General features: G+C 70.1%; 21 protein-coding genes and 1 tRNA gene. 4 read left to right on the top strand and 18 right to left on the bottom strand.

The annotated features are described in order from the left end of the window. Positions 1-38 precede the first annotated feature (38 nt). Both ACV7NO_RS07130 and msrA read right to left on the bottom strand, forming a co-directional pair. Positions 39-305, bottom strand: a complete 267-nt coding sequence (locus ACV7NO_RS07130) for a hypothetical protein (RefSeq protein ID WP_463405309.1) — start codon at positions 303-305, stop codon at positions 39-41. Positions 306-534: 229 nt separating this feature from the next. Next, positions 535-1,077 (bottom strand): peptide-methionine (S)-S-oxide reductase MsrA, encoded by a 543-nt coding sequence (gene msrA / locus ACV7NO_RS07125; RefSeq protein ID WP_463405308.1) that lies wholly within the window; start codon positions 1,075-1,077, stop codon positions 535-537. A gap of 62 nt (positions 1,078-1,139) precedes the next feature. Between msrA and galE the strand changes: the two genes are divergently transcribed. Beyond that, positions 1,140-2,135: a UDP-glucose 4-epimerase GalE gene (galE, locus tag ACV7NO_RS07120; protein WP_463405307.1), complete on the top strand. Its 996-nt coding sequence runs from the start codon at positions 1,140-1,142 to the stop codon at positions 2,133-2,135. Further along, complete coding sequence (locus ACV7NO_RS07115; protein WP_463405306.1) at positions 2,132-2,968, top strand: HpcH/HpaI aldolase/citrate lyase family protein; 837 nt, start codon at positions 2,132-2,134, stop codon at positions 2,966-2,968. The genes galE and ACV7NO_RS07115 overlap by 4 nt, the downstream gene beginning before the upstream one ends. On the opposite strand, the gene ACV7NO_RS07110 is transcribed toward ACV7NO_RS07115, so the two are convergent. The 10 genes from ACV7NO_RS07110 to ACV7NO_RS07065 form a co-directional block, all read right to left on the bottom strand. Continuing rightward, entirely contained in the window at positions 2,945-3,667 is a 723-nt protein-coding gene (locus tag ACV7NO_RS07110) for a phosphatase PAP2 family protein (RefSeq protein WP_463405305.1), read from the bottom strand. The genes ACV7NO_RS07115 and ACV7NO_RS07110 overlap by 24 nt on opposite strands. Before the next feature lie 183 nt (positions 3,668-3,850). After that, positions 3,851-5,179, bottom strand: coding sequence for a sugar transferase (locus ACV7NO_RS07105; protein ID WP_463405304.1), 1,329 nt, complete (start codon positions 5,177-5,179; stop codon positions 3,851-3,853). Positions 5,180-5,232: 53 nt separating this feature from the next. After that, on the bottom strand, positions 5,233-7,035 hold the full coding sequence (locus ACV7NO_RS07100; protein ID WP_463407302.1) for a serine aminopeptidase domain-containing protein: 1,803 nt from the start codon (positions 7,033-7,035) through the stop codon (positions 5,233-5,235). Positions 7,036-7,062: 27 nt separating this feature from the next. Then, a complete protein-coding gene (locus ACV7NO_RS07095; protein WP_463405303.1) occupies positions 7,063-7,974 on the bottom strand; it encodes an amino acid--[acyl-carrier-protein] ligase in 912 nt (303 codons plus the stop codon). A gap of 2 nt (positions 7,975-7,976) precedes the next feature. Beyond that, the gene (locus ACV7NO_RS07090; RefSeq protein ID WP_463405302.1) at positions 7,977-9,185 is read right to left on the bottom strand and encodes an acyl-CoA dehydrogenase family protein; all 1,209 of its coding nucleotides are present in this window, start codon (positions 9,183-9,185) and stop codon (positions 7,977-7,979) included. Further along, the gene (locus ACV7NO_RS07085) at positions 9,175-9,426 is read right to left on the bottom strand and encodes an acyl carrier protein (RefSeq protein ID WP_463405301.1); all 252 of its coding nucleotides are present in this window, start codon (positions 9,424-9,426) and stop codon (positions 9,175-9,177) included. Before ACV7NO_RS07085 ends, ACV7NO_RS07090 begins: the two co-directional genes overlap by 11 nt. Before the next feature lie 82 nt (positions 9,427-9,508). Further along, on the bottom strand, positions 9,509-10,258 hold the full coding sequence (locus tag ACV7NO_RS07080) for a WecB/TagA/CpsF family glycosyltransferase (protein WP_463405300.1): 750 nt from the start codon (positions 10,256-10,258) through the stop codon (positions 9,509-9,511). 129 nt (positions 10,259-10,387) lie between these two features. Continuing rightward, positions 10,388-11,722: a lipopolysaccharide biosynthesis protein gene (locus ACV7NO_RS07075; protein WP_463405299.1), complete on the bottom strand. Its 1,335-nt coding sequence runs from the start codon at positions 11,720-11,722 to the stop codon at positions 10,388-10,390. Continuing rightward, the gene (locus tag ACV7NO_RS07070) at positions 11,712-12,995 is read right to left on the bottom strand and encodes a hypothetical protein (RefSeq protein ID WP_463405298.1); all 1,284 of its coding nucleotides are present in this window, start codon (positions 12,993-12,995) and stop codon (positions 11,712-11,714) included. Before ACV7NO_RS07070 ends, ACV7NO_RS07075 begins: the two co-directional genes overlap by 11 nt. Positions 12,996-13,003: 8 nt before the next feature. Then, the gene (locus tag ACV7NO_RS07065) at positions 13,004-13,729 is read right to left on the bottom strand and encodes a polysaccharide biosynthesis/export family protein (RefSeq protein WP_463405297.1); all 726 of its coding nucleotides are present in this window, start codon (positions 13,727-13,729) and stop codon (positions 13,004-13,006) included. A 129-nt stretch (positions 13,730-13,858) separates the two neighbouring features. Here ACV7NO_RS07065 and ACV7NO_RS07060 point away from each other — a divergent pair, with 129 nt between their 5' ends. Beyond that, positions 13,859-15,877 carry a GumC family protein gene (locus tag ACV7NO_RS07060; protein WP_463405296.1) on the top strand — a complete coding sequence of 673 codons (2,019 nt, stop codon included), beginning with the start codon at positions 13,859-13,861 and terminating at the stop codon, positions 15,875-15,877. A 53-nt stretch (positions 15,878-15,930) separates the two neighbouring features. Here the strand turns inward: ACV7NO_RS07060 and ACV7NO_RS07055 are convergent. After that, positions 15,931-16,006, bottom strand: a tRNA-Lys gene (locus ACV7NO_RS07055). Beyond that, positions 15,997-16,497, bottom strand: a complete 501-nt coding sequence (gene folK, locus ACV7NO_RS07050) for a 2-amino-4-hydroxy-6-hydroxymethyldihydropteridine diphosphokinase (protein WP_463405295.1) — start codon at positions 16,495-16,497, stop codon at positions 15,997-15,999. Before folK ends, ACV7NO_RS07055 begins: the two co-directional genes overlap by 10 nt. A gap of 22 nt (positions 16,498-16,519) precedes the next feature. Here folK and ACV7NO_RS07045 point away from each other — a divergent pair, with 22 nt between their 5' ends. Next, positions 16,520-17,209, top strand: coding sequence for a uracil-DNA glycosylase (locus ACV7NO_RS07045; RefSeq protein WP_463405294.1), 690 nt, complete (start codon positions 16,520-16,522; stop codon positions 17,207-17,209). Positions 17,210-17,301: 92 nt separating this feature from the next. Here the strand turns inward: ACV7NO_RS07045 and holA are convergent, their stop codons facing one another. From holA to ACV7NO_RS07025, 4 genes are read right to left on the bottom strand one after another with little or no spacing between them, the layout of a single operon-like run. Then, on the bottom strand, positions 17,302-18,321 hold the full coding sequence (gene holA, locus ACV7NO_RS07040; protein WP_463405293.1) for a DNA polymerase III subunit delta: 1,020 nt from the start codon (positions 18,319-18,321) through the stop codon (positions 17,302-17,304). After that, a complete protein-coding gene (lptE, locus tag ACV7NO_RS07035) occupies positions 18,318-18,872 on the bottom strand; it encodes an LPS assembly lipoprotein LptE (protein ID WP_463405292.1) in 555 nt (184 codons plus the stop codon). The genes holA and lptE overlap by 4 nt, the downstream gene beginning before the upstream one ends. Further along, positions 18,869-21,364 (bottom strand): leucine--tRNA ligase, encoded by a 2,496-nt coding sequence (leuS, locus tag ACV7NO_RS07030; protein WP_463405291.1) that lies wholly within the window; start codon positions 21,362-21,364, stop codon positions 18,869-18,871. The genes lptE and leuS overlap by 4 nt, the downstream gene beginning before the upstream one ends. A gap of 10 nt (positions 21,365-21,374) precedes the next feature. Continuing rightward, complete coding sequence (locus ACV7NO_RS07025) at positions 21,375-21,818, bottom strand: DUF3576 domain-containing protein (RefSeq protein ID WP_463407301.1); 444 nt, start codon at positions 21,816-21,818, stop codon at positions 21,375-21,377. Positions 21,819-21,829: the final 11 nt, after the last annotated feature.

Below are 21,829 nucleotides of genomic sequence, written 5' to 3'. Positions count from 1 at the left end.
ACCAACCGCCACCCGCGCAGTGCGGGTGGCGGTCGGGATCAGCGAACCGCCGCGGCGTCGTTGTTGATGATCTCGGCCTTCTGCGCATCGGACATCGCATGCGCGTTCAGGTCGGCCGCATCGATCGCGTCGGCGCGCTGCTCGCCTACCTTGCGGGTCTGCTCCGCCTGCGCCTCGAGTGCGTCGGCGCGGTTGTCCGCCGCTTTCTCGACCTGCTTGGCCAGCTTGTCGTCGCCATTGCCGCCGCATGCGGCCAGCGGCGCGACGGCGAGCGCCAGGATCGAGAGCGAGAGGATCGGCTTCATGGACAGGCCCCTGTTGTGAAAAATCCGGCCGGATCGCTCGACCCGGCCGCCGCCGCACAATCCCCCGCGCACGGGAACGGTTCCGAAATCACACCGAATCTGCCGCAGGACGCATGTCCTCTTCGTCACCCCGGCCTCGAGCCGGGGTGAGGCCTCTGTGCGCCGTTGGAGAAAAAGCGGGACCCCGGATCAAGTCCGGGGTGACGGCGTCTTCTCGGCACCCGCTGTCTCAGCCCACCGTCGCCTTCCTCGACCGTTCCGCAAAGCTCTTGCGCAGCTTCTGCAGCTTCGGCGGAATGACCGCGAGGCAATAGGGGTTCCGCTGCCCCTCCCCGTCCCAGTAATCCTGATGATAGCCCTCGGCGGGATACCACTCGGCCATCGGCTCGATCGTCGTGACGATCGGCTTCGACTGGTCCGCTTGGGCGCGCGCGATCGCCTGGTTCGCCTGTTCCTCCTGTATCACCGTCGCCGGGAAGATCGCGGAGCGATACTGCGTGCCGACGTCGTTGCCCTGCCGGTTCAGCTGCGTCGGATCGTGCGTCGCGAAGAAGATGTCGAGCAGGTCGCCGTATGACAGCTGCGCGGGATCGAACCCGACGCGGATCGCCTCGGCATGCCCGGTGTCGCCGCCGCACACCTGCTTGTAGGTCGGATTCTCGACGGTGCCGCCGATATAGCCGCTCTCGACGCTCTCGACGCCGATCACGTCCTTGAACACGGCTTCCGTGCACCAGAAACAGCCGCCGGCCAGCGTTGCGTAGTCCGTCATGGGGGAGTCTCCTTTGCACCCCATGTAGGAAGGCGCTACCCGCGCCGAAAGGGAGACTCGCGATGATCGACGGCAAGGTGATGGTGACCGGGGGCGCGGGCTATATCGGCAGCCACGCGGTGCTGGCGCTGCTCGATGCGGGATACGCGGTCGTCGTGATCGACACGCTCGTCACCGGCTTCGCCTGGGCGGTCGACCCTCGCGCGACGCTGATCGAGATGGCGGTCGAGGATCCCCGAGTCGCCGACGTGATCGCCGAGCACCGCATCCGCGCGATCCTCCACTTCGCGGGCTCGGTCGTCGTCCCAGAATCGGTATCCGATCCGCTTAAATACTACCGCAACAACACCGCCGCGAGCCGTACGCTGATCGAGACCGCAGTGACGGCGGGCGTCCCCCACTTCATCTTCTCCTCGACCGCCGCCACCTATGGCAGCCCCGATCGCGTGCCGGTGCGCGAGAACGACCCCACCGTCCCGATCAACCCTTACGGCATGTCGAAGCTGATGACCGAGGCGATGCTGCGCGACGTCGCCGCGGCGCACCCGATCAACTATGCGTGCCTCCGCTACTTCAACGTCGCGGGCGCGGACCCTGCGGGGCGCACCGGCCAGTCGACGGTCGGCGCGACCCACCTCCTCAAGATCGGGGTCGAGGCCGCGACCGGCAAGCGCGACGCGGTCGGCGTGTTCGGCACCGATTTCCCGACCCGCGACGGCACCGGCGTGCGCGACTATATCCACGTCTCCGATCTCGCCGACGCGCATGTCGCCGCGCTCGCCAGGCTGGTCGCGGATCCCGCCGCCAGCCACACGATGAACGCGGGCTATGGCCGCGGCTTCTCGGTGATGGAGGTGCTCGACGCGGTCGACCGCGTCACCAACCGCAAGCTGGAACGCCGCATCGAGGGCCGCCGCGCGGGCGACCCCGCCGAACTGATCGCGGACAATTCGGCGATCCTCGCCACGCTCGACTGGCGGCCGAAACGCGACGATCTCGACGGCATCGTCCGCGATGCGCTCGCCTGGGAACGCAAGCTCGGCGAGATGGGCAAGTGAGGTTGCGTTCGCTCCTGTTCGTCCCGGGCGACCGCCCCGAGCGCATGGCCAAGGCCGCCGCACTCCCGGTCGACGCGCTGATCCTCGATCTCGAGGATTCGGTCGCGGCGGAAAAGAAGGCGGACGCCCGGGCGGCGATCGCCGCGTTCCTCCGCGAGGATCGCGCAGGCCGCCCCACCCTCTTCGTCCGCATCAACCCGCTCGATTCCCCCCTGCTCGCCGACGATCTCGCCGCGATCCTGCCCGCCCGCCCCGACGCGCTGATGCTCCCCAAGGCGGAGGGCGCCGACGCGATCGCAGCGCTCGCAGCCCGCACCGGCCACACCCCGATCCTCCCTGTCGCCACCGAAACCCCCGCCGCGATCTTCGAGCTCGGCAGCTACCGCCATGTCGCGCGGTATCTCGCTGGCCTCACCTGGGGCGCGGAGGACCTCCCCGCCGCGATCGGCGCCAGCGCCAGCCGCGAACCCGACGGCCGCTACACCCCGCCCTACGAGGTCGCGCGCACGCTCACCCTCTTCGCCGCGCATGCCGCGGGCGTGCCCGCGATCGAGACGGTCTATCCCGATTTCCGCGATACGGAGGGCCTCGCCGCCTATGCCGCGCGCGCGCGGCGCGACGGCTTCACCGGCATGATGGCGATCCACCCGACGCAGGTCGCGGTCATCAACGCCGCCTTCACCCCCACGCCAGCGGAGATCGCGCACGCGCAGGCGGTCGTCGATCTGTTCGCGGCGAACCCGCAAGCGGGCGCGCTCCAGCTCGACGGCCGGATGATCGACGCGCCGCACCGGAAACAGGCGCTGCGGCTACTCGCGCTCGCCGCCGATTGAGGCGCGCGCCGCGGCGGTCGCATACCACCAGCCCAGCGCCCACAGCGTCCCGAAGCTCCACCCCGCCAGCACGTCGGACGGCCAGTGGACGCCAAGATACACCCGGCTGGTCCCGATCGCGCCGACCAGCAGCACCGCCATCGCGACCAGATAGCGCCGCGCCGCGCGATCGCGCGTCACCTGCGTCGCCAGCGCGGCGAGCGTCAGGTAGATCATCGCGCTGCCCGCCGCATGCCCGCTCGGGAAGCTCATGTTGGTGACGGGCACCAGATGCGGCACCAGCTCGGGCCTGGGGCGTCCGACATGCACCTTGAGCAGGTCGACCACCGCGCTCCCGCTCCAGCACGCCAGCGCGGTCGCCAGCGCGGTCAACCACAGCCGCTGCACCAGCAGGAACCCCGTCACCATCAGCACCAGCAGCGTCAGCACCGTCACCCCGCCCAGCGCGGTCACGTCGATCGCCGCGCCGGCCAGCCAGCGCGGCCCGCCCCATTGCCGCATCCCCACGATGATCGCGCGATCGAACGCGAACGGCCACCGGTCGACCGCGAGCCCGACGAGCAGCAGCAACGCGATCGCCAGCGCGCCCATGCCGGCGCCGATCAGCGGCGCGGGCAGGCGCCGGCGGCCGTGCGGGGATCGGGTCGAGGGTTCGCTGGCTGTCATCGTCTCGCCGGTCGTGCGGGAAGGACGGTCCATCGCGCAGCGTCGCCGGAATGTCGAGCACCGGCCCGGCCACCACGGCAATTGTACCCCCGCGAAGGAGTGTGCGGTCGGATCGTCCCCCGGACGATCCTTGAGCATGCGGGGCATGCTCAACCCCGCACTGGCCCAGACTGGATCCCCGCCTTCGTGGGGCGTACGACGCACACGCGTACAGCTTTAGTACGCATTCCGGTGCAGCAGCACCCGCACCGTCGCCAATACCAGCCGCACGTCGCGCCACACCGTCCACCCGCGCAGATAGGCGAGGTCCGAGCGCAACCGGTTCTCCAGATCCCCCGCCACCTCGGTCGCGCCGCGAAACCCGTGGACCTGCGCGAGGCCGGTGATCCCCGGCTTCATCGCGTGCCGGTTCCAGTAGCGCGCGTCGATCGCCCAGAACGGCATGCCGCCCGCAAGGCTGCCCAGCGCGTGCGGGCGCGGGCCGACGATGCTCATCTCGCCGCGCAGCACGTTCAGCAATTGCGGCAACTCGTCGATGCTCGTCGCGCGGATGACGCGCCCCACCCGCGTCACGCGGTCATCGGTGCGCCCGGTCGATCGGTCGCCCGCGGCGTCGCAGGCGTCGGTGCGCATGCTACGGAACTTCAGGATCGGGAACAGTCGGTTGCCGCGCCCCATCCGCGTCTGCCGGAACAGCACCGGCCCCGGCGAATCGAGGCGGATCGCGATCGCCACCGCCGCCATCAACGGCCACAACACCGCCAGCGCGCCGAGGCTCACCGTCAGGTCGAACCCGCGCTTCAGGATCCGGTTGGTCGTGTCGAGCGGCCCGAGCGAGACGACCGCGGTCGACTGCCCCTCGAAGCTGCCCGTCCGCAGCACGCCCAGCGCGGCAAGCTCGGGCAGGATGATCTCGCCCTGCACGTTGGCGCCGGTCAGCGCCGCCGCCCAGGCGTCGCGATGCTCCGGCCGGCACGCGACGATCACGCGTTCGGCATGCCCGATCCGCAGGCTCAACCGATCGAGCGCATGCGGGTCGTCGAGATCGGGGCGCAGGCCATCGCCATCGATCACCTCGACATCCCCGGCATCGTCGACGCACACGCCGTCCGCCACGATCACCGTCGCGACCGGCTCGCCCCCCGTCAACGCCATCGCGATTCGGTGCAGCGTCCACCGCGTACCGATCAGCAGCGCCCCGCCGAACACCCCGCCCAGCACCATGACGCTGCGCGAGATCGCGACGTCGGCATGAAGATAGAAGGCGACCAGCGTCGCGACCATGCTGGCGGTGACGAACGCGGTCACCGCATCGCGCGCGGTGCGGCGCCAGTTGTCGAGGAACCGCCCGCTATAAGGTTTGCGCTGGATCGCGACGCCGAAATACACCGGCAGCATCACCGCCAGGCTGGTCAGCGCGGACGCATTGGTCACCGTCCCGAAACGGACGAAGCCGCCAAGCAGCATCGCGACGACGATCGCGGCCGCGTCGCTCGCCAGCAGCGCGGCATAGATGCACAGCCGTATGCCGCGCAGCGATCGCACCCCGCGTCCCCGTACGGGACCTGCGGGCGCTGCCACGATCCGCTCGACCAGCATCAGGCCGCGGTCCGCTTGCGACGCCCGACGCCCGGCGCGTCCGCATCGGGCCGGGGCAGCGCGACGCGCGGCGCGTCGGCGGCATGCGCCGCGATCGTCCCCGTCACCGCCGCGACCGCCAGATCGTAGAAGCGCCGCCGTGCCGTCGTCCCGTTGAAGTGATGGTCCGCCTCGTCGAGAACGACCATCGTCGCGGGCGCATAGGCCGCGAGCCGGCGCGCCTTGCGCCCGAACTGCATCGACATCTCGGCCAGCCCCGGATCCTCGTCGCTGAACACGAAATGCGCGTGCACCCGTCGCCGCGCGAGGTCCTGCATCTGCGCACGAACCCGGGCGGTCTCCGATCCCGGCGCTGGCGGAAGCAGGCCGCGCAGCGCATGCAGCGTCCGCGCGCGCGCGCGTTTCGCCATCACGCGCGCGATGCCCTTCAGGTCCGCCTCGCCTGCCAGCGCGCGCTTCCACTCGCCCGGATTGCGCATCGCGCGCAGATAGCCCTTGAGCGAGCGCTTGTTGTCGCGCGCGGCGACGCGGATGTCGTCGCCATAATGCCAGATGAACTTCTGGAGGTTCAGGATCATGGTGCCGAATACGCGCGGGTCCGCCAGCGTCACCTGCAACGCGGTATGCGCACCCGAGCACAGCCCGAACGTCACCGCGCCGGCAAAGCCCATCGCCTGCAACCGGTCGAGCGCGGCGATGCTCTCCGCGACCCGCTCGGGATCGTAATGCGGGTGGCGCGGATTGTCCCCCGCCGGGCTGTCGCCCATGCCGGTCAGATCCATCCTGAACGATGCGATCCCCGCCTCCGCCAGCAGCCGTGCCAGCACCACATAGGCGCCGCCATTGCCGATATGATGCGTGCTGCCTTCATGCAGCAGCAGAGCGACGACCGGTTCGGCATCGCGGTGGCGCGGCCCACACAGGACGCCGAACACCGCGTCGTCCGCGCCGAACCGCATCGGCGTCTCGACATAATCGTCATCGATCAGGTTCGACGTGATCCGCAGCGCAGGCGGCGACGCCGTCGGCGCGGCAGCGATCGCCTGCTCGTCCAGCCACGCCGCGACGCGCGCGAAGCTCGCCGCCGGGGTCGCGTTGGTCGTCGGATCCTGCATCCAGCCTTCGTAATCCGGGAACGCCATCTCGGTGACCGCCGTCCCGGCCGCGCGCCATGTCGCTGCCAGCTTGCCCGGTCGCCGGTCGCCGCGCGCGGCGAGCATCAGCACCGGCACGCCCGGCGCGGCCATCGCCGTCAGGTCGAGCGCCGCGATCTCCCCCTGCAACCGCCCGGACCAATGGAAGCCGTTGGCGTTGAGCGGCAGACCACTCTCCACCGAAGGCACCGGATCGAGCCCCGACAGGCTGGCGATGCTTGCCGACGCACGCGTCTCGCGCAGGAACGCCTGCCCCGACAGCGCCGGTGCGAGCAGCACCAGCGCGCCGACGCCCTCGATCGTGTCCGATGCGCGCAACGCCACCGCCGCACCCAGCCGCGTCCCCGCCAGCACCACGTCGCCGACCCCGCACGACTGGCGCAGGCACGCCGCCGCCCGCTCCGCGTCGTCGATCATCCGCGCCAGCGTCGCCTCGGCGGAGACGCTGTCGCCGGTGCCGCGATAGTCGAACCGGATCGTCGGCATGCCCTGCGCCGCCAGCAGGTCCGCCAGCGCCATCGCGCCGTGATGCGTGCACACCTCTTCCTGCCCGAACGCCGGGCACAGCACCACGCCCACGCGGCCGGATGTCGTATCGGGCGCGGCATGCAGCCAGCCGAAGCGCTGCTCGAAATAGACCGGCGTCATCGTCACGCTCGCGCTCCCGACCGCGGCTCAGTCGAAGCCGAGCGTCGCACGCACGCCCGCGGGCCAGGTGTCGAGATCGAACCCGTGATGCCGCAGCAGCGCCAGCACCAGCCGTTCCATCCCGAACGCGCAGCACGCGGTCTGCGCGGGCTCGCCGTCGGGCGTGCGCATGTCCCAGGTGTCGCCGAAATAGCTCATGTGATAGTTGAAGCTCAGGCACGCGGTCGGCCCCGCGCCGTCGTTGACGGGCACCAGCAGCTCGAACTTCAGGTTCTGCATCCGCTGGCTGTCCGCCATCAGCTTGCCCGCGCGGCCGAAGAACGGGTCGTTCGCCACGTCCACCTCGAACGGCAGCGCCAGCGAGCGCGCGAACGCCTGTCCGCGCTCCATCCAGTCCTCGCGGAACGCCAGCACCTGCGCGGGCGTGCCGATGCGGACGTACTCGCGCATCCGGAACAGCTGCAGTCGCGTCGGCTCCAGCGACGGCTCGTGCCGGAAGCAATAGGAGGCGACGTCGACCAGATGGCCGTCCTCGGCCAGCACGCCGCGCTTGGCGACGATCGGATACACCGAATAGCAGGCCGCCGGCGTCAGCACGAGGTCCGCGGGCTCCTGCCGCCCCATCCAGTCCTCGCCGCGCTCCATCTGGCCCAGCAGCTGGTGGTGCGCGCGGTCGTCGCCGCAGAAACAGTGCACCGTGCCCGCGAAGTGCGGGAAATTCTTCATGTAGCCGCTCTTCTCGAACGTCTTCTGCGCCATCGCGGGCGGGAAGCGCATCACCTCCGCCTTGTCGGCGACGCCAGCCTTCGTGATCGCGTATTCGAGCCCGTCATAGACGCGCTCGAACGTGCCGTTGCGGCCCCAGAGCCCGTCGACCCCGGTGGGGAACAGGATGCCGGCATCGACCAGCCGGGTGCGAAAGCTCGTCTGCATGTCCATCGTCAAAGGGTTCCCATTTCGGTGCGCTGCGCGAGCAGCAGGGTGCCGGTGGTCGCGGCGATCCGGTCGTTGCTTATCATCAGCTGGGCGGAGAGAATGTCCCGCAGGTGGCGGCCGACGCTGAATTCGGTGCCGTTCTTGTACCCGGCCATCCCGCAGATCCGCGCCGCCTCGACGACCACCTCGAAGCATCGCTCCGACACGTCGCGCTTCAGCGTGTTGAGCGCGGCCGCGCGCGCCATCCCCGCCGGCCAGTCGCCCCCGCCCTCGACGACCGGGCGATCGCTGCCCAGCGCGTTGGCCGCATCGAACTGCGCCAGCATGATCCGAAGGCGCGCCTGCATCATCTCCAGCAGACCCGCCGCGTGCATCAGCCTCGCCGCACCGGGCAGCACCACGCCGGGCTGCCGCCGCGCCTGCACACGCAGGAAGTTGCGCGCGCGCGACAGCGCCTCGACCGCGATCCCCGTCCACACCCCGCCCCACAGCAGGTGCGACACCGGCACCATCGAATCCGCCGCGATGTCCGCGAACGGCACCGGCAGCACCTGGTCCGCGACGCCCGCGCCGCTGAAGGTGAACCCGGTCGTGCTCGTGCCGCGCATTCCCAGCGCGTCCCAGCCCCCGGTCGCCTCCATCGTCGCGCCGTCGCGCGGCACCGTCACCAGCACCTGGTTCGACGCCGGTGCGTCGGCATGCGCACGCGCGGTCACCAGGAACACGTCGGCCTGTTCGCCATAGGACACGGTCGGCGCTTGCTTGACGATCGCCATCCGGTCGCCGTCGATCGAAACCGCGCAGAGGCTCGATCGCATGTCACCGCCGATCCCGACCTCCGACGTGATCGACGCCAGCAACAGCTGCTCGCCCGCGATCCGCGACGCGAGCGCGCGGTGCCAGTCCTGCTCCAGCGCGTGGGTGACGATGCACGCCACCTGGATCTGGTGCATCGCATAGATCATCGCGGTCGACGAGCACGCCCGCGCCAGCGTCTGGCAGTGCGCGGCGATCTCGGACAGCGTCGCCCCCGGCCCGCCCAGCGCCTGCGGCACCATCGTGCCGAGCAGCCCCTCGTCGCGCAGCGCCTGGATCGCCTCCGCGGGAAAGCGCCCCTCGCGATCGACCGCATCGGCATGCGCGGCAGCAACCGCGGCGGCGCGCCCGACGCCCTCGCTCAGGCCGCCGTCCGGGCGGATCCGGTCATGCAGCACGCGCGTGGCCCTGCACGCCGACGACGGCCGCCTCCAGCGATGCGATGCTCGTGAACGTCGCGCGCACCAGCAGCGAATCGGGGAAGGCGATGTCGAATTCGTCCTCGATCGCCAGCATCACGCCGACCGTCGCGAACGAGGTCAGCCCCGCCGCGAACAGATCGTCCTTGATGCCCAGCGTCCCGGCGGCGACGGAAAGCCCCCCGACCTCGTCTAGGATGGTGCGCAGCTGTGCTTCCAAGGGTCGGCTCCTGACATTGCCGGTCAAATCGATCCCGGACGATAGGAAATGCGCCTTAAGATCGCGTAAGCGGACGATACGGCTATCGAACATCCGCAATCATCGCGCGGACGAACCCGACCGCGCTCGGCCCATAGCGGCGCAGCATCCGCCGTGGCTCCAGCACGATCCGCCACGCCCATTCCAGGTTCAGCCGCACCATCAGCGCGGGCGGCGGCACGGTGGTGCCCAGCAACAGCCGGAACGACTGCCCCACGCACAGCGCCCAGCACGCCGGCAACAGCGCGCGATACCGGTGCGCGAACAGCTCGCTCTTGGGCGCACCGATGCACAGGAACAGCAGCGTCGCGTCGAATGCGGCGATCTCGCCCGCCAGCGCGGCGCACTGTGCAGGGTCGGCATCGAACCCGAACGGCGGCACCCGCGTCGCCACCGCGAACCCCGGCGCGCGATCCGCGAGCCACGCGACGATCAGCGCGGCGGTCTCGTCGCTGTCGACCACGAAGAACCCGCGATGGCCCTCGAGAGCCGCCGGCTCCGCGAACATCGCCTCGATCACCTCGCGCCCGGTCACCCGCCCCGGCACGTCCGCCCCGCGCCACCGTGCGTAGCGATAGACCGGAAACCCGTCCGCCACGATCAGGTCCGCCGACGCGATCGCCGCGGCGAATTCAGCGTCCTCCCGCGCGAGCGCGACATGCTGGATGTTGGGCGTCACGAACAGCCCGGCCCCTTCCGCACGCGACCGCCGTACCGCCAGCATGCGGCGCGCGCATTCGGCGATCGTCAGCGTCGAGAAGCGGAACCCGAAGACCTCAGGCTGGGATGACATGGACAGGCCTCTTCTTGGTCGCACGGACGCGTAACGAGCACGCCCAGCCTTTTTCCGTTCGTTTCGTGCCCTTCGCCTGCCTGCCAAGGCAGGCGCTCAGGACAGGCCAAGGTCGAGAAATCTCGCGCCTCACTCCCACGCCAGCCGCCGCCGCCGCCGGCGCACCATCGCCGCCAGCGCGCCGATCGGCGTGAACCCCAGTTCGCGCCGCGATACCAGCGTCACCCCGATCGCGGTGACGATCATCGTCGCCGCGGTCGCGATCGCCGCGCCGTCCGCGCCCAGCGGCCCTGTAAGCCCCGCCAGCCCCGCCAGCAGCGTCGCCAGCGCGATGGCGTTGATCCGCACCAGCGACCGCGCATAGCCCGTCATCCCCAGCAGTTCGGGCGTCGTCGTCGTCAGCGTCGCGGCGAGCTGCCCTACCAGCAGGATCCGAAGCGATGAGGCAGCGGGCACGAAATGCTCGCCGAACAGCAGCAGGATCCGCGTCGGTTCGATCGTGACGAGCAGGATCGGCGCGATCGCCAACGTCAGCGCGAACCCGATCGCCCGCCCCGCCTCGCGCTCCAGCCCGGCACGGTCCCCCAGCATGTACAGCCGCGCGAACCGCGGCGATACGATCGAGGCGATCCCGCTCACGAACATGTAGATCACCAGCACCACCCGCCACGCGATCGCATACAGCCCCACCGCGTCGGTCGACGCCAGTGCGCCCAGCGCGATCGGCGGCGCCGCGCTGATGAGCAGCTGGACCAGTTCCAGGCTGAACAGCGACAGCCCGGTCGCCAGCAGCCGCGTCGGCGCCACCCGCTGTGTCGCCGCCGCCGCGTCGCGCGGCGGCAGATCGCGCAGCAACATCACCGCGCCGATCGCGGTCGCCGCCGTCATGCTCGCGACCACCGCCGCCAGCGCATGCGTCACCGTCAGCGGCATCAGGAAGGCAACGACGCAGAACAGTCCCGGCCACAGCCAGGTGTAGACGATCTGGCTCTGCGTCACGCGGTGCAGCCCAGCCAGCGCACCCGCGACCAGAGTCGCCATGTTCTGCGGCACGATCGCCAGCGCGCCCAGCACGAACAGCGGCGCCATGTCCGGGCGGCGCATCACATAGGTCGCGATCGGCCAGGCCGCCGCCGCGGTCAGCGCCGCCAGCGCCAGCGACAGCGCGAACACCGTCGCGCCGGCGCGCCGCATCGTAACCCGCGCACCGGCCGAATCCCCAGCCGCCAGCATCCGCGCCATCTCGCGCGTCAGCGCCCGGTCGATGCCGAGACGCCCGAGCCCGGACGCGAGCATCACCGTCCCGAACACGATATAGAACGCGCCCACCTGATCGAGCGGCAGCCGCAGCGCGATCATCAGGTGCATGCCGTATCGGCATGGCACGTCGATCAGTCGCGTCGCCGCGGTGACGACGGTGCCGCCATGCGTCGCGCGCAGCCGGGCGAACGTCTCAGCGCGCATGGACGGGCAAGCCGGGCCGCATCTCGCGGCGCAGTTGCTCCAGCCGGTAGACGCCGATCGCCAGGATCACGGTCAGCTCACCCGGCGCCAGCGTCATCGGGAACATCTCCGAAATCAGGATCGCATAGACGAGGAAGTCCTGCAGCGCCGCGACGAACGGGTCGTCGCGCATCCGCCGCAGCGTGTGGAACAGCCACACCCCGCGCACCGGGATCGCCAGGATCAGCGCCGCGCCGACGATCCCGAACTCGAACAGGATCCCCATCCAGGTGATGTCCGCCAGAAAGAAGAAGTGGTTGAAATACGTCATCATCCCCGCCGGATCGATCGGGCTGATCGATCCCACGCCGAAGATCCACCGCACCGGATCGGTCCCGAGGAACGCCACCGCCTTCAGCGTCGAGATCATCCGCACGTCGAACGCGAAGGCTTTGTCGTTGCTGAAGATCGACGCCATGTACGGCACCGAGAACAACGCCCCCAGCGCGAACGGGATCAGCGCGATCAGCACCATCTTCATCTTCGGCGACGCCGCGATGAAGATATTCATCGCCGCCATCAGCGCCAGCCCCAGCACGAACGTGCGCATCCGTACCAGCGAGAACACCAGCATGAACCCCGCCGCCCAGACGAGGAACCACCCCACCCGCCAGTGCGCCAGGAACCGCCGCCATGCATAGAGCACGCCGACCAGCCCGAAGAACATAGGCAGCCGGATCCGGTTGCCGCGGCTGTCGTTCGACAGCACCGGCGCGTCGCCCGCGACATAATGCGTCGCATAGGCCGATTGCGGCGCCAGCGCCCACACCACGACCAGGATCGCGAACGTCGCCGCCGCGCAGATCAGCACGCCCGCCGCGATCTCGCGCATCGTCGGCCGCAGCCAGCGCAACAGCCCCAGGAACGAGAAGAAGTACAGGATCGGCAACAGCTTCACCTGCGCGGTCAGCCCGACGAAGAAGGTCTGCTGGAACGTCGCCAGCGAGATGAAGGTCGGCACCAGCACCAGCCACACCGCGCTCACCAGCACCTGCCGCGACGCCACCGGCCGCTCGCCCGGCAGCAGGAACAGGCACAGCGGCAGCGACAGGATCGGAAACACCTTCGACAGTGCCCACAACGGCGGCAGCAGCTTCACATAGTGAAAGCTCTGCCCGAACAGCGGCAACACCAGCACCAGCAGGAGGACATGCCGCCAGCGCACGCCCGCCGCCGCCACCGGCAGCGACGCGCCGGCCGGCGACCAGCGCGGCCCGAGCGGAACCGTCGCCACCCCCGTGTCTAGCGCGTGACGACGGCGTTATTGCCGATCGAATAGTTCAGGCTGCGGCTGAACGGCAGCAGCTTGTTGATATGCTGATCGACCCACAGGTCCGCCTCCGCGATCGACGAGCGCGGCACGAACACGATGTCCTGCGATTGCAGCCCGATCCCCGTCGGAAGCCCCTTGTGAGCATAGGCCCGCAGGTCCGCATGCCGCTGGACGATCGTGCCGTCGGCATTGCGGTGAATGACGACGATCTGCTTCGATCGCGCGGTCTCCAGCATCCCGCCCGCGACGATCACCGCCTGCAACGGGTCCATCGCCGACACCAGCTTGACCGGCCCCGGCGTGCGCACCTCGCCCCCCACATAGACGACACCGCCATATTGCCGCACCCCCACCGTCGGCTGCGCATCGTCGACCACGCCGCGGCGACTGAGATCGGCCGAGATGATCGCCGCGACCTCGTCGAGCGTCCGCCCGCCGACCGGAATGTTGCCGACCAGCGGCATCGAGAACTGCCCGTCCGGTCCCACCGGCCCGCCATGATCGAGTTCGGGATTATAGGGAAACGTCACCGCGATGTCGTCGCCCGGCCCGATCCGGTAGAGCGGCGTCGCCGCGGGCACCGATTCGACCGGTGCGACCTGCGCGGACGCCGGCACCGCCAGCACCGCAAGGCCCGCCGCGCACGCGAGCATCGCCCTGCGTCGCGCCCCTGATCGCCCCGTATCCATCGTCATCGCGCTCGCCCCGCTCGTCGTGCCGTCATCTGCGCAGATAGCGTGGAAGGCTTAATGGAAAGGTAAGCGCATCGCCCGATAAGGCGACCGAACGCGCGGTGCGCACTGGCCCTCCGACTCGGCGAATCGATGCTTGATTTCACCTCCGCGACCCAGCGACTGGACGTGCCGCCCGCGAGCGCGCCGTTCGCGCTGCGCGAGTTCCTGAACGGCTTCTTCTACTATCGCCGCGTCGCGCTGATCGTGTTCGGCGCGATCGTCGCGGTCGGCACGATCGGCGCGCTGGCGATGCCCGCGACATACAGCGCCGAGGCACGCCTTCTCCCCCTGAGCACCGGCATCTACGACATGCAGGACGCGGGCACCGTCACCCCGCCGGGGCAGGTGCTCGACCCGGCCGCGGTCGCCAATGTCGAGCTCCAGATGCTCGACAGCCTCGAGCTTCACCGCGCCGTCGTCGCCGCCCAGCTCGGCCCCGGCGCATCGGGCGCGGACATCGATGCCGGGCTCGAGAAATTCCGCGCCGCGCTCCACGTCACCAAGGCGAACGACGCCAACGTCATCGAACTCACCCTCATCGGCCGCGATCCGGTGCGCGCCGCGGACACGCTGCGCGAGCTGATCCGCCGGTATTTCGAGACCCGCGCCAACGTGCTCACCGCGGGCCGCGTCACCTTCCTCGAACAGCAGCGCGACACCGTGAAGCGCCAGCTCGACGACGCCAATGCGCAGATCACGCGCTTCCAGAAGGACAACGGCATCGTCGACATCGCGGCGCAGGTCGCGGGCGCGGTCGCGCAGGACGATCTGCTCCGCAAGAACAAGCTCGATACCGATGCGCAGCTGGCGGACGGCCGCCGCAGCCTGTCGACCCTGCGCACCCAGGCGGGCGGCATCCCGACCAATATCGAGCTGTACAGCGACAATACCGAGGCCGCGCGCGCGCTCGGCGAGATGCAGGCGACGCTGCTCACGCTCCAGGCCAAGCGCGCCGACGTGGCCTCGCGCTTCCTGAAGACCGCGCCGCAGGTGACGCAGCTCGACAAGCAGATCGCCGCGCTCCAGGCGACGATCACGCAGCAGCGCTCCAGCCTCGTCACCACCCGGCGCACCGGGCGCAACCAGTCGTTCGACACCACCCGCGACAAGCTCGTCGAATCGCAAGTCACGCTCGCCGGCGCGGAAGCGCGCGGGCGCGAACTCGCCGCGCAGATGAGCGCATCGGGCGCGCGGCTCGACCGCCTCAACGCCGTCGCCGACCGGCTCGCGGCGATGACGCTCGACCGCGACGTGCTGGCGGAAAACTTCAAGTCGCTCGCAGCGCAGGTCCAGCGCGCCCGTGTCCAGCTCAACCAGGCCTCGTCCGCGGGCAGCCCCAGCGTCCGCGTGATCGAGGCGCCGACGCCGCCGGCGAAACGGAACAACCCGCCCGCGCTGTTCATCGCGGGCAGCATCGTCGCGGGTCTGCTGATCGCGATCACCACCGTCTTCGTGCTCGGCAGCCTGCGCGAGACGTTCCTGTCTCCTGTCGAGGCCGAACGCGCGCTCGGCGTCCCCGTCCTCGCCACCCCGCTCGCGGACGGCCCTCCGCGCGACTGGCACCGCCTGATCGCCGCGATCGACGCCGCGCCCGGGCCGACCAGCAAGGCGATCCTGCTCGTCGCGCCGACCTCGAAGATGAGCCTTCAGGAGACCGCGCTCGGCGTCGGCCGCGCGCTCGTCCGTCGCGGGCATGCGCGCGTCGCGCTGGTCCGCTTCGCCGATGGCGCGCCGGTGCCCGCATCGCTCGACGCGATGGCGCTGGAGACATTCGACGGGATGGCCACCGGCATCATCGGCACCGGCGCCTGCTCGAACGAACGGCTCGATGCGAAGCTGATCGCCGAACTCAAGGTCGCCTACGACTATGTCGTCGTCACCGCGCCGGTGATCGCGAACGGGTTCGAGGGCGTCGAGCTGTCGCAGTCGGTCGACCTCGTCGTGCCCGTGATCGAGGCCGAGGCGACGCGCCGCCCCGTCGCGCAGAGCCTGTTGACGCATCTTCACGATGCGGGCGCCGCGATCCTCGGCACCGTCCTTCTCGGCCGCCGCTCGCACATCCCCGAGCGCGTCTACCGCCTGCTGATCGACCGCCGCCTGAAGGCCTGATCCCCAATACGTCGTCCCGGCTTTCGCTGGGATGACGAAGGAGCGGACATTGCTGGTGGGTCCGCCGGGGCTCGAACCCGGGACCTCTCGATTAAAAGTCGCTTGCTCTACCAACTGAGCTACGGACCCGCACCGGCACGCGAGCGCCCTAGCATCTGGCGGCGGCGGGTCAACCGCGCGAGCGCCTGCCGCTGCGTCAGCCCGGTCACCGGATCGCGCCATCCCGGCGCGATCGCCGCCAGCGGCGCCAGCACGAACGCGCGCTCGCGATAGGCGACATGCGGCACGGTCAGCCCGGTGCTCCGCCAGACGCCCCCGGACCACAGCACGATATCCAAATCGAGCACCCGCGCGCCCCAGCGCCGCCCGCGCCGGCGTCCGAAATCGCGCTCGATCGCCTTCAGCCGCGCCAGCAACGCGGGCGGCGACTCGGGCGTCTCGATCGTCACCACCGCATTGGCGAAGCGCCGGATCGACGGCCCCAGCGGAGCACTCGCGACGATCGGCGACGCCGCAACCGGGCGCAGCAGCACGATTGCCGCCGCCACCGCGCGCGCTGGCACGCCGTGCCGCCCGCACCGGTTCGCGCCGATCGCGATCGCATAGGTTGTCGTCGCCACGCCCGCCGCGTACCCGCTTGCGATGGATTTCGCACCCTCCCCGCTCGCTTCAACCGAACCGCCGCGCGACTGCCCGCTCTGCCCCCGCCTCGTCGCAGTACGCGAGGACCTGCGCGCCGAGCATCCCGACTGGTGGAACGCCCCCGTCAACGCGTTCGGCGACCCCGACGCCTGGCTCGCGATCGTCGGCTTGGCCCCCGGCAAGCACGGCGCGAACCGCACCGGACGTCCCTTCACCGGCGACTATTCGGGCGACCTGCTGTTCACGACACTGTCGCGCCACGGCCTCGCCAGCGGAACCTATGCCGGCACGCCGGAGGACGATCTCGCGCTCACCGGCGCGGTCATCATCAACGCAGTGAAATGCCTGCCTCCGCAGAACAAGCCGACGCCCGAGGAAATCCGCACCTGCCGCCCCTTCCTCGACGGACAGGCGGGCGCGCTTCCCAACGCGCGAATCTTCGTCGCGCTCGGCCAGATCGCGCACCAGTCGATCGTGAAGGTCCTCGGCGGTCGCCTCCCCAAGGCCCCTTTCGGACATCTGGCGGAACATCGCATGCCCGACGGTCGCATCCTGATCGATAGCTATCACTGTTCGCGCTACAACCAGAATACCGGCCGGCTGACGCCCGAGATGTTCGATGCAGTGTTCGCAAGAGCGGTGGCGCTCAGGGAGGCGATGGGCCAGAATCCACCGTCACCCCGGACTTGATCCGGGGTCCCGCTTTTTGTGGCGTATCATAAGAGGAAAGAAGCGGGACCCCGGATCAAGTCCGGGGTGACGTGCGGGCGATAGGACAAAGCCTACCGCCGCCGCGCGATCCGCCGTGCCAGCGTCAGCGCATCATGCTCCGCCAGCACCGTTCCCGCATTGCCGGGCGCCACCACGGCGCGCTCCGCCATCCGCACGCGCGCCTGCGCCTCCGCCAACGCCTTCGCCGGCCACCGCCGCAGCGCCGCCTTGGTCGAATCCTCCTCCTTGAAGAACACGCGGTGCCGCTTCACCACCGTCTCGGGCGATTCGCCGCCATCCACCTCGGCGCGCATCTCCGCCAGCGCCGCCAGCCGCCGCGCCAGCCCGCGCAGCCACGGGATCGGCGAGGCGCCGCCCTCCCCCAGCCGCGCCAGTTCCAGCGCCAGCATCACCGGCTCGCCCGCGATCACCGCCTCCACCGCCGCCCCGATTTCCGCCTCGCTCAGGTCCGCGCCGATCGTATCGAGCGTCGCGGCATCCACCTCGCGCGGGCGATCGGGCGCGGCGTCGAGATACAGCGCGATCTTCTCCAGCTCGCGCGCCATCACCGCGCGGTCGCCGCCCGCCGCCTGCACCACCCGCCGCGCGGTCGCGCCGCCCAGCCGCAGCCCCAGCTCGCCCGCGATCTCGCTGGCGACCCGGTCCGCCGCCTGTCCCGACGGCGCGTAGCAGGCGAACGCCAGCGCCGCGTTCGACTCGATCGCCAGCTTCACCAGCTTGCCCGTCGCCTTCAGCGACGGCGCGATCGCCACTACCGGATTGCCCGCGCGATCGGACGCCAGCAGCGCCGCCACCGCCTCCAGGCTCTCCTCGCCCATGCCCGTCACGCGGATGTGCCGCGCGCCGCCGAACAGCGACATCGAAGCCGCCTCGTCCGCGAGCCGCGCGGGATCGCCCTTCAGCGTCGCGCCGTCGAGGTCGACGCGCTCCGCCTCCGCCCCCATCGCCGCCTCGAGCCGTTTCTGGAGCGCCGCCGCCCCCGCCTCGTCGGGCCCATGGAGCAGGTAGAAACGGATATCGGCCCCGGGCCGCTCCATCGCCGAGCGAATGCGGGCGTCGGTCGCCTTCACTTCGTGAGGGGCGTGGGGGCCGGTAGCGGTACGAGCGCGTCGGCGGGCGCGACCTCGTCGCCACTCGGCGCGCGCCGAGCATACAGCGCGATGCGCGCCACGATCTGGTCCGCGACGATCCCAGACAACCGCTCGAGCGCGGTCGCCTCCGCCGCGATCGTGCCATATTCGCTGCCGACCACGTCGATCCCGGCATCCGACCCGGCGGTCGCGTCGAGCACCACCGTGCCCTGCCGCAGGTCGACCAGCTGATAGCGCGCGCGCAACGTCCGCCGCTCGCGCGACACGCTTTCGTCGCGGCGCACGCCCAGGCCGATGATCTGGTCGTCGAGCTTGATGTCGAGCCGATACCGCGCGTTCGCGTTGCCGCTCGCCGCCAGCCGGTCGCGCAGCGCGGTCGTCACCAGCCACCCGCTGCGCCCCTCGACCGGCGCCACCTCGACCCCCGCAAGCTGCGCTGCGACACCGCCGCTCGACCCGCCCGAATACAGCGGCTGGAGCCCGCAACCCGCCAGCGCGAGCGGCAGCGAGAGAAGCGCGAGCGCCCTCATATAACGATGTTCACGAGACGGTCGGGCACCACGATCACCTTCTTCGGCTGCGCCCCGTCGAGGAACGCCAGCACCTTCTCGGACGCCAGCGCCGCCGCCTCGACCCGATCCTTCGCCAGCCCCTTGGCCAGCGTCAGCGTATCGCGCAGCTTGCCGTTCACCTGAATCGCGATCGTCACCTCGTCGTCGACCAGCAGCGCCGGATCGACCACCGGCCATGACGCGTCGGCGATCAGCCCCGCCTCGCCGCTCGCCGCCCACGCCTCCTCGGCGATATGCGGCACCATCGGCGCGGCGACGCACAGCAGCGTCGCGACCGCGGCGGCGCGATCCTTCGACGGCGCGGCCTTCTCGACCGCGTTGGCCAGCGTGTAGATCAGCGCGACCGCCTTGTTGAACTGCAACCCCTCGATCGCCTCGGCCACGCCCGCGACCGTCCGGTGCGCCAGCTTGCGCAGCGCGACGTCCTCGCCTTCCCCTGCGGCGTCGGTCCCGAACAGCCGCCACAACCGCTGGACGAAGCGCCACGCGCCTTCGATCCCGTTCTCGCTCCACTCCAGGTCGCGCTCGGGCGGCGAGTCGGAGAGCATGAACCAGCGCACCGCGTCCGCGCCATACTGGTCGACGATCGGTTCGGGATCGATCGTGTTCTTCTTCGACTTCGACATCTTCTCGATGCGGCCCACCGTCACCGGGTTGCCCGTCTCGATCTCGATGCCGTCGCGGATCGCCTCGGGGGGCAGCCACTGCCCTTCCGCGGACTTGTACGTCTCATGCGTCACCATCCCCTGCGTGAACAGCCCCGCGAACGGCTCCGCGATATCGAGCTTGCCGATATGCCGCAGCGCGCGCGTCCAGAACCGCGCGTAGAGCAGGTGGAGGATCGCATGCTCGACCCCGCCGATATACTGCCCGACGGGCAGCCAGCTCTCCGCCACCGCCCGATCGAACGGCGCATTCTCGGGCTGGCTCGCGAAGCGAATGAAATACCACGACGAATCGACGAAGGTGTCGAGCGTATCGGTCTCGCGCACCGCATCCTTGCCGCAGGACGGGCACGCGACATGCTTCCACGTCGGATGCCGGTCGAGCGGGTTGCCGGGAATCGCGAACGACACGTCCTCGGGCAACACCACAGGCAGCTGGTCCCGCGGCACCGGCACCACGCCGCAATCGTCGCAATGGACGATCGGGATCGGCGTCCCCCAGTAACGCTGGCGGCTCACCCCCCAGTCGCGCAGCCGGTACACGGTGGAGCCTTCGCCCCAGCCGCCCGCCTGCGCGCGCTCGATCACTTCACGCTTGGCGCTCTCGACGTCCATCCCGTCGAGGAAGTGCGAGTTCACCAGGCTCCCCGGCCCCGTATACGCCTCGGTCCCGTCGAACGCCGCATCGGTCGCCTCGGCATCGGCCACGACCCGCCGGATCGGCAGCGCATATTTCGTCGCGAAATCGAAGTCGCGCTGGTCGTGCGCGGGCACGCCGAACACCGCGCCGGTGCCGTAGTCCATCAGCACGAAGTTCGCGATGTAGACCGGCAGTTCCCACCCATCGTCGAACGGGTGCCGCGCGCGCAGGCCGGTGTCGAAGCCCAGCTTTTCCTGCGTCTCGATCTCCGCGGCGGTCGTCCCGCCACGCTTGCACAGCGCGACGAACGCCGCCGCCTCGGCGTTCTCCGCCGCCAGCGCCTGCGCGATCGGATGATCCGCCGCCACCGCGACGAAGCTCGCGCCGAAGATCGTGTCCGGCCGCGTGGTGAACACCTCGACGCTGCGGTCATCGGACAGCGCGAACCGGAACGTCAGCCCGCGGCTCTTCCCGATCCAGTTTTCCTGCATCAGCCGGACCTTGTCGGGCCAGTCCTTCAACTCGCCCAGACCCGCCAGCAGCTCGTCCGCGAAATTGGTGATCCGCAGGAACCACTGGCTCAGCTTGCGCTTCTCGACCAGCGCGCCGGAGCGCCAGCCGCGCCCGTCGATCACCTGCTCGTTGGCCAGCACGGTCATGTCGACCGGATCCCAGTTGACCGACGAATCCTTGCGATACACCAGCCCGCCCGCGAACAGGTCGAGGAACAGCGCCTGTTCGTGCCCGTAATAATCGGGCTCGCATGTCGCCAGCTCGCGCGTCCAGTCGAGGGCGAAGCCCAGCCGCTTGAGCTGCGCCTTCATCGTCGCGATGTTCGCGCGCGTCCAGGTGCCCGGATGCACGCCCTTTTCCATCGCCGCGTTCTCGGCAGGCATGCCGAACGCGTCCCACCCCATCGGATGGAGCACCTCCATGCCCTGCATCCGGCGATAGCGCGCCAGCACGTCGCCCATCGTATAGTTGCGGACATGCCCCATGTGGATCTTCCCCGACGGATAGGGGAACATCTCGAGCACATAGCTCTTGGGCTTGGGGCTGTCGTCGCGCGCGGCGAAGGTGCGGGCGGCGTCCCACACCCCCTGCCAATGCGCGTCGGCCTTCAGGGCATTGAACCGCGACGCCATGATGCCGCGATCAGCCCGTGACGGAAGTGCGGCGCAGGTCGCGGGCGCGCGTCAGGATGATGTCTTCCAGCTTCTGCGTCGTCGCCGCCTGCACCGGCGCGTTGACCCACTGGCCGCCCTGGTTCGTCTGGCGCAGCGCCGCGACGCGCAGCGCGTCGGCGCGCAGGTCCTGGTCGAGGATCGACACGGTCACCTTCATCCGCTCGTTCGGCACCTGCGGGTTGATGTACCAGTCGGTCACCACCACGCCGCCGTTCGAATCGGCCTGCGCCAGCCCCATGAACGTCACCGTGTCCAGCGTCGCGCGCCACAGATAGCTGTTGACGCCGATCTGCGTGATCTTCGCCGCGGCGAGATCGGCCTTCGGGCGCTCGCCCTTGCCCCCGCAGGCGCTGAGCGTGGCGATGGAGACGAGCGCGAAACCCGCGACGAGGGGACGCAACCGGCGGATCATGGGCATCGCTG

Source organism: Sphingomonas sp. Ell38C01 (assembly GCF_055231975.1).
Note: the sequence above shows the minus strand (reverse complement) of the source record. Positions and strands in the feature narration are given on the sequence as shown.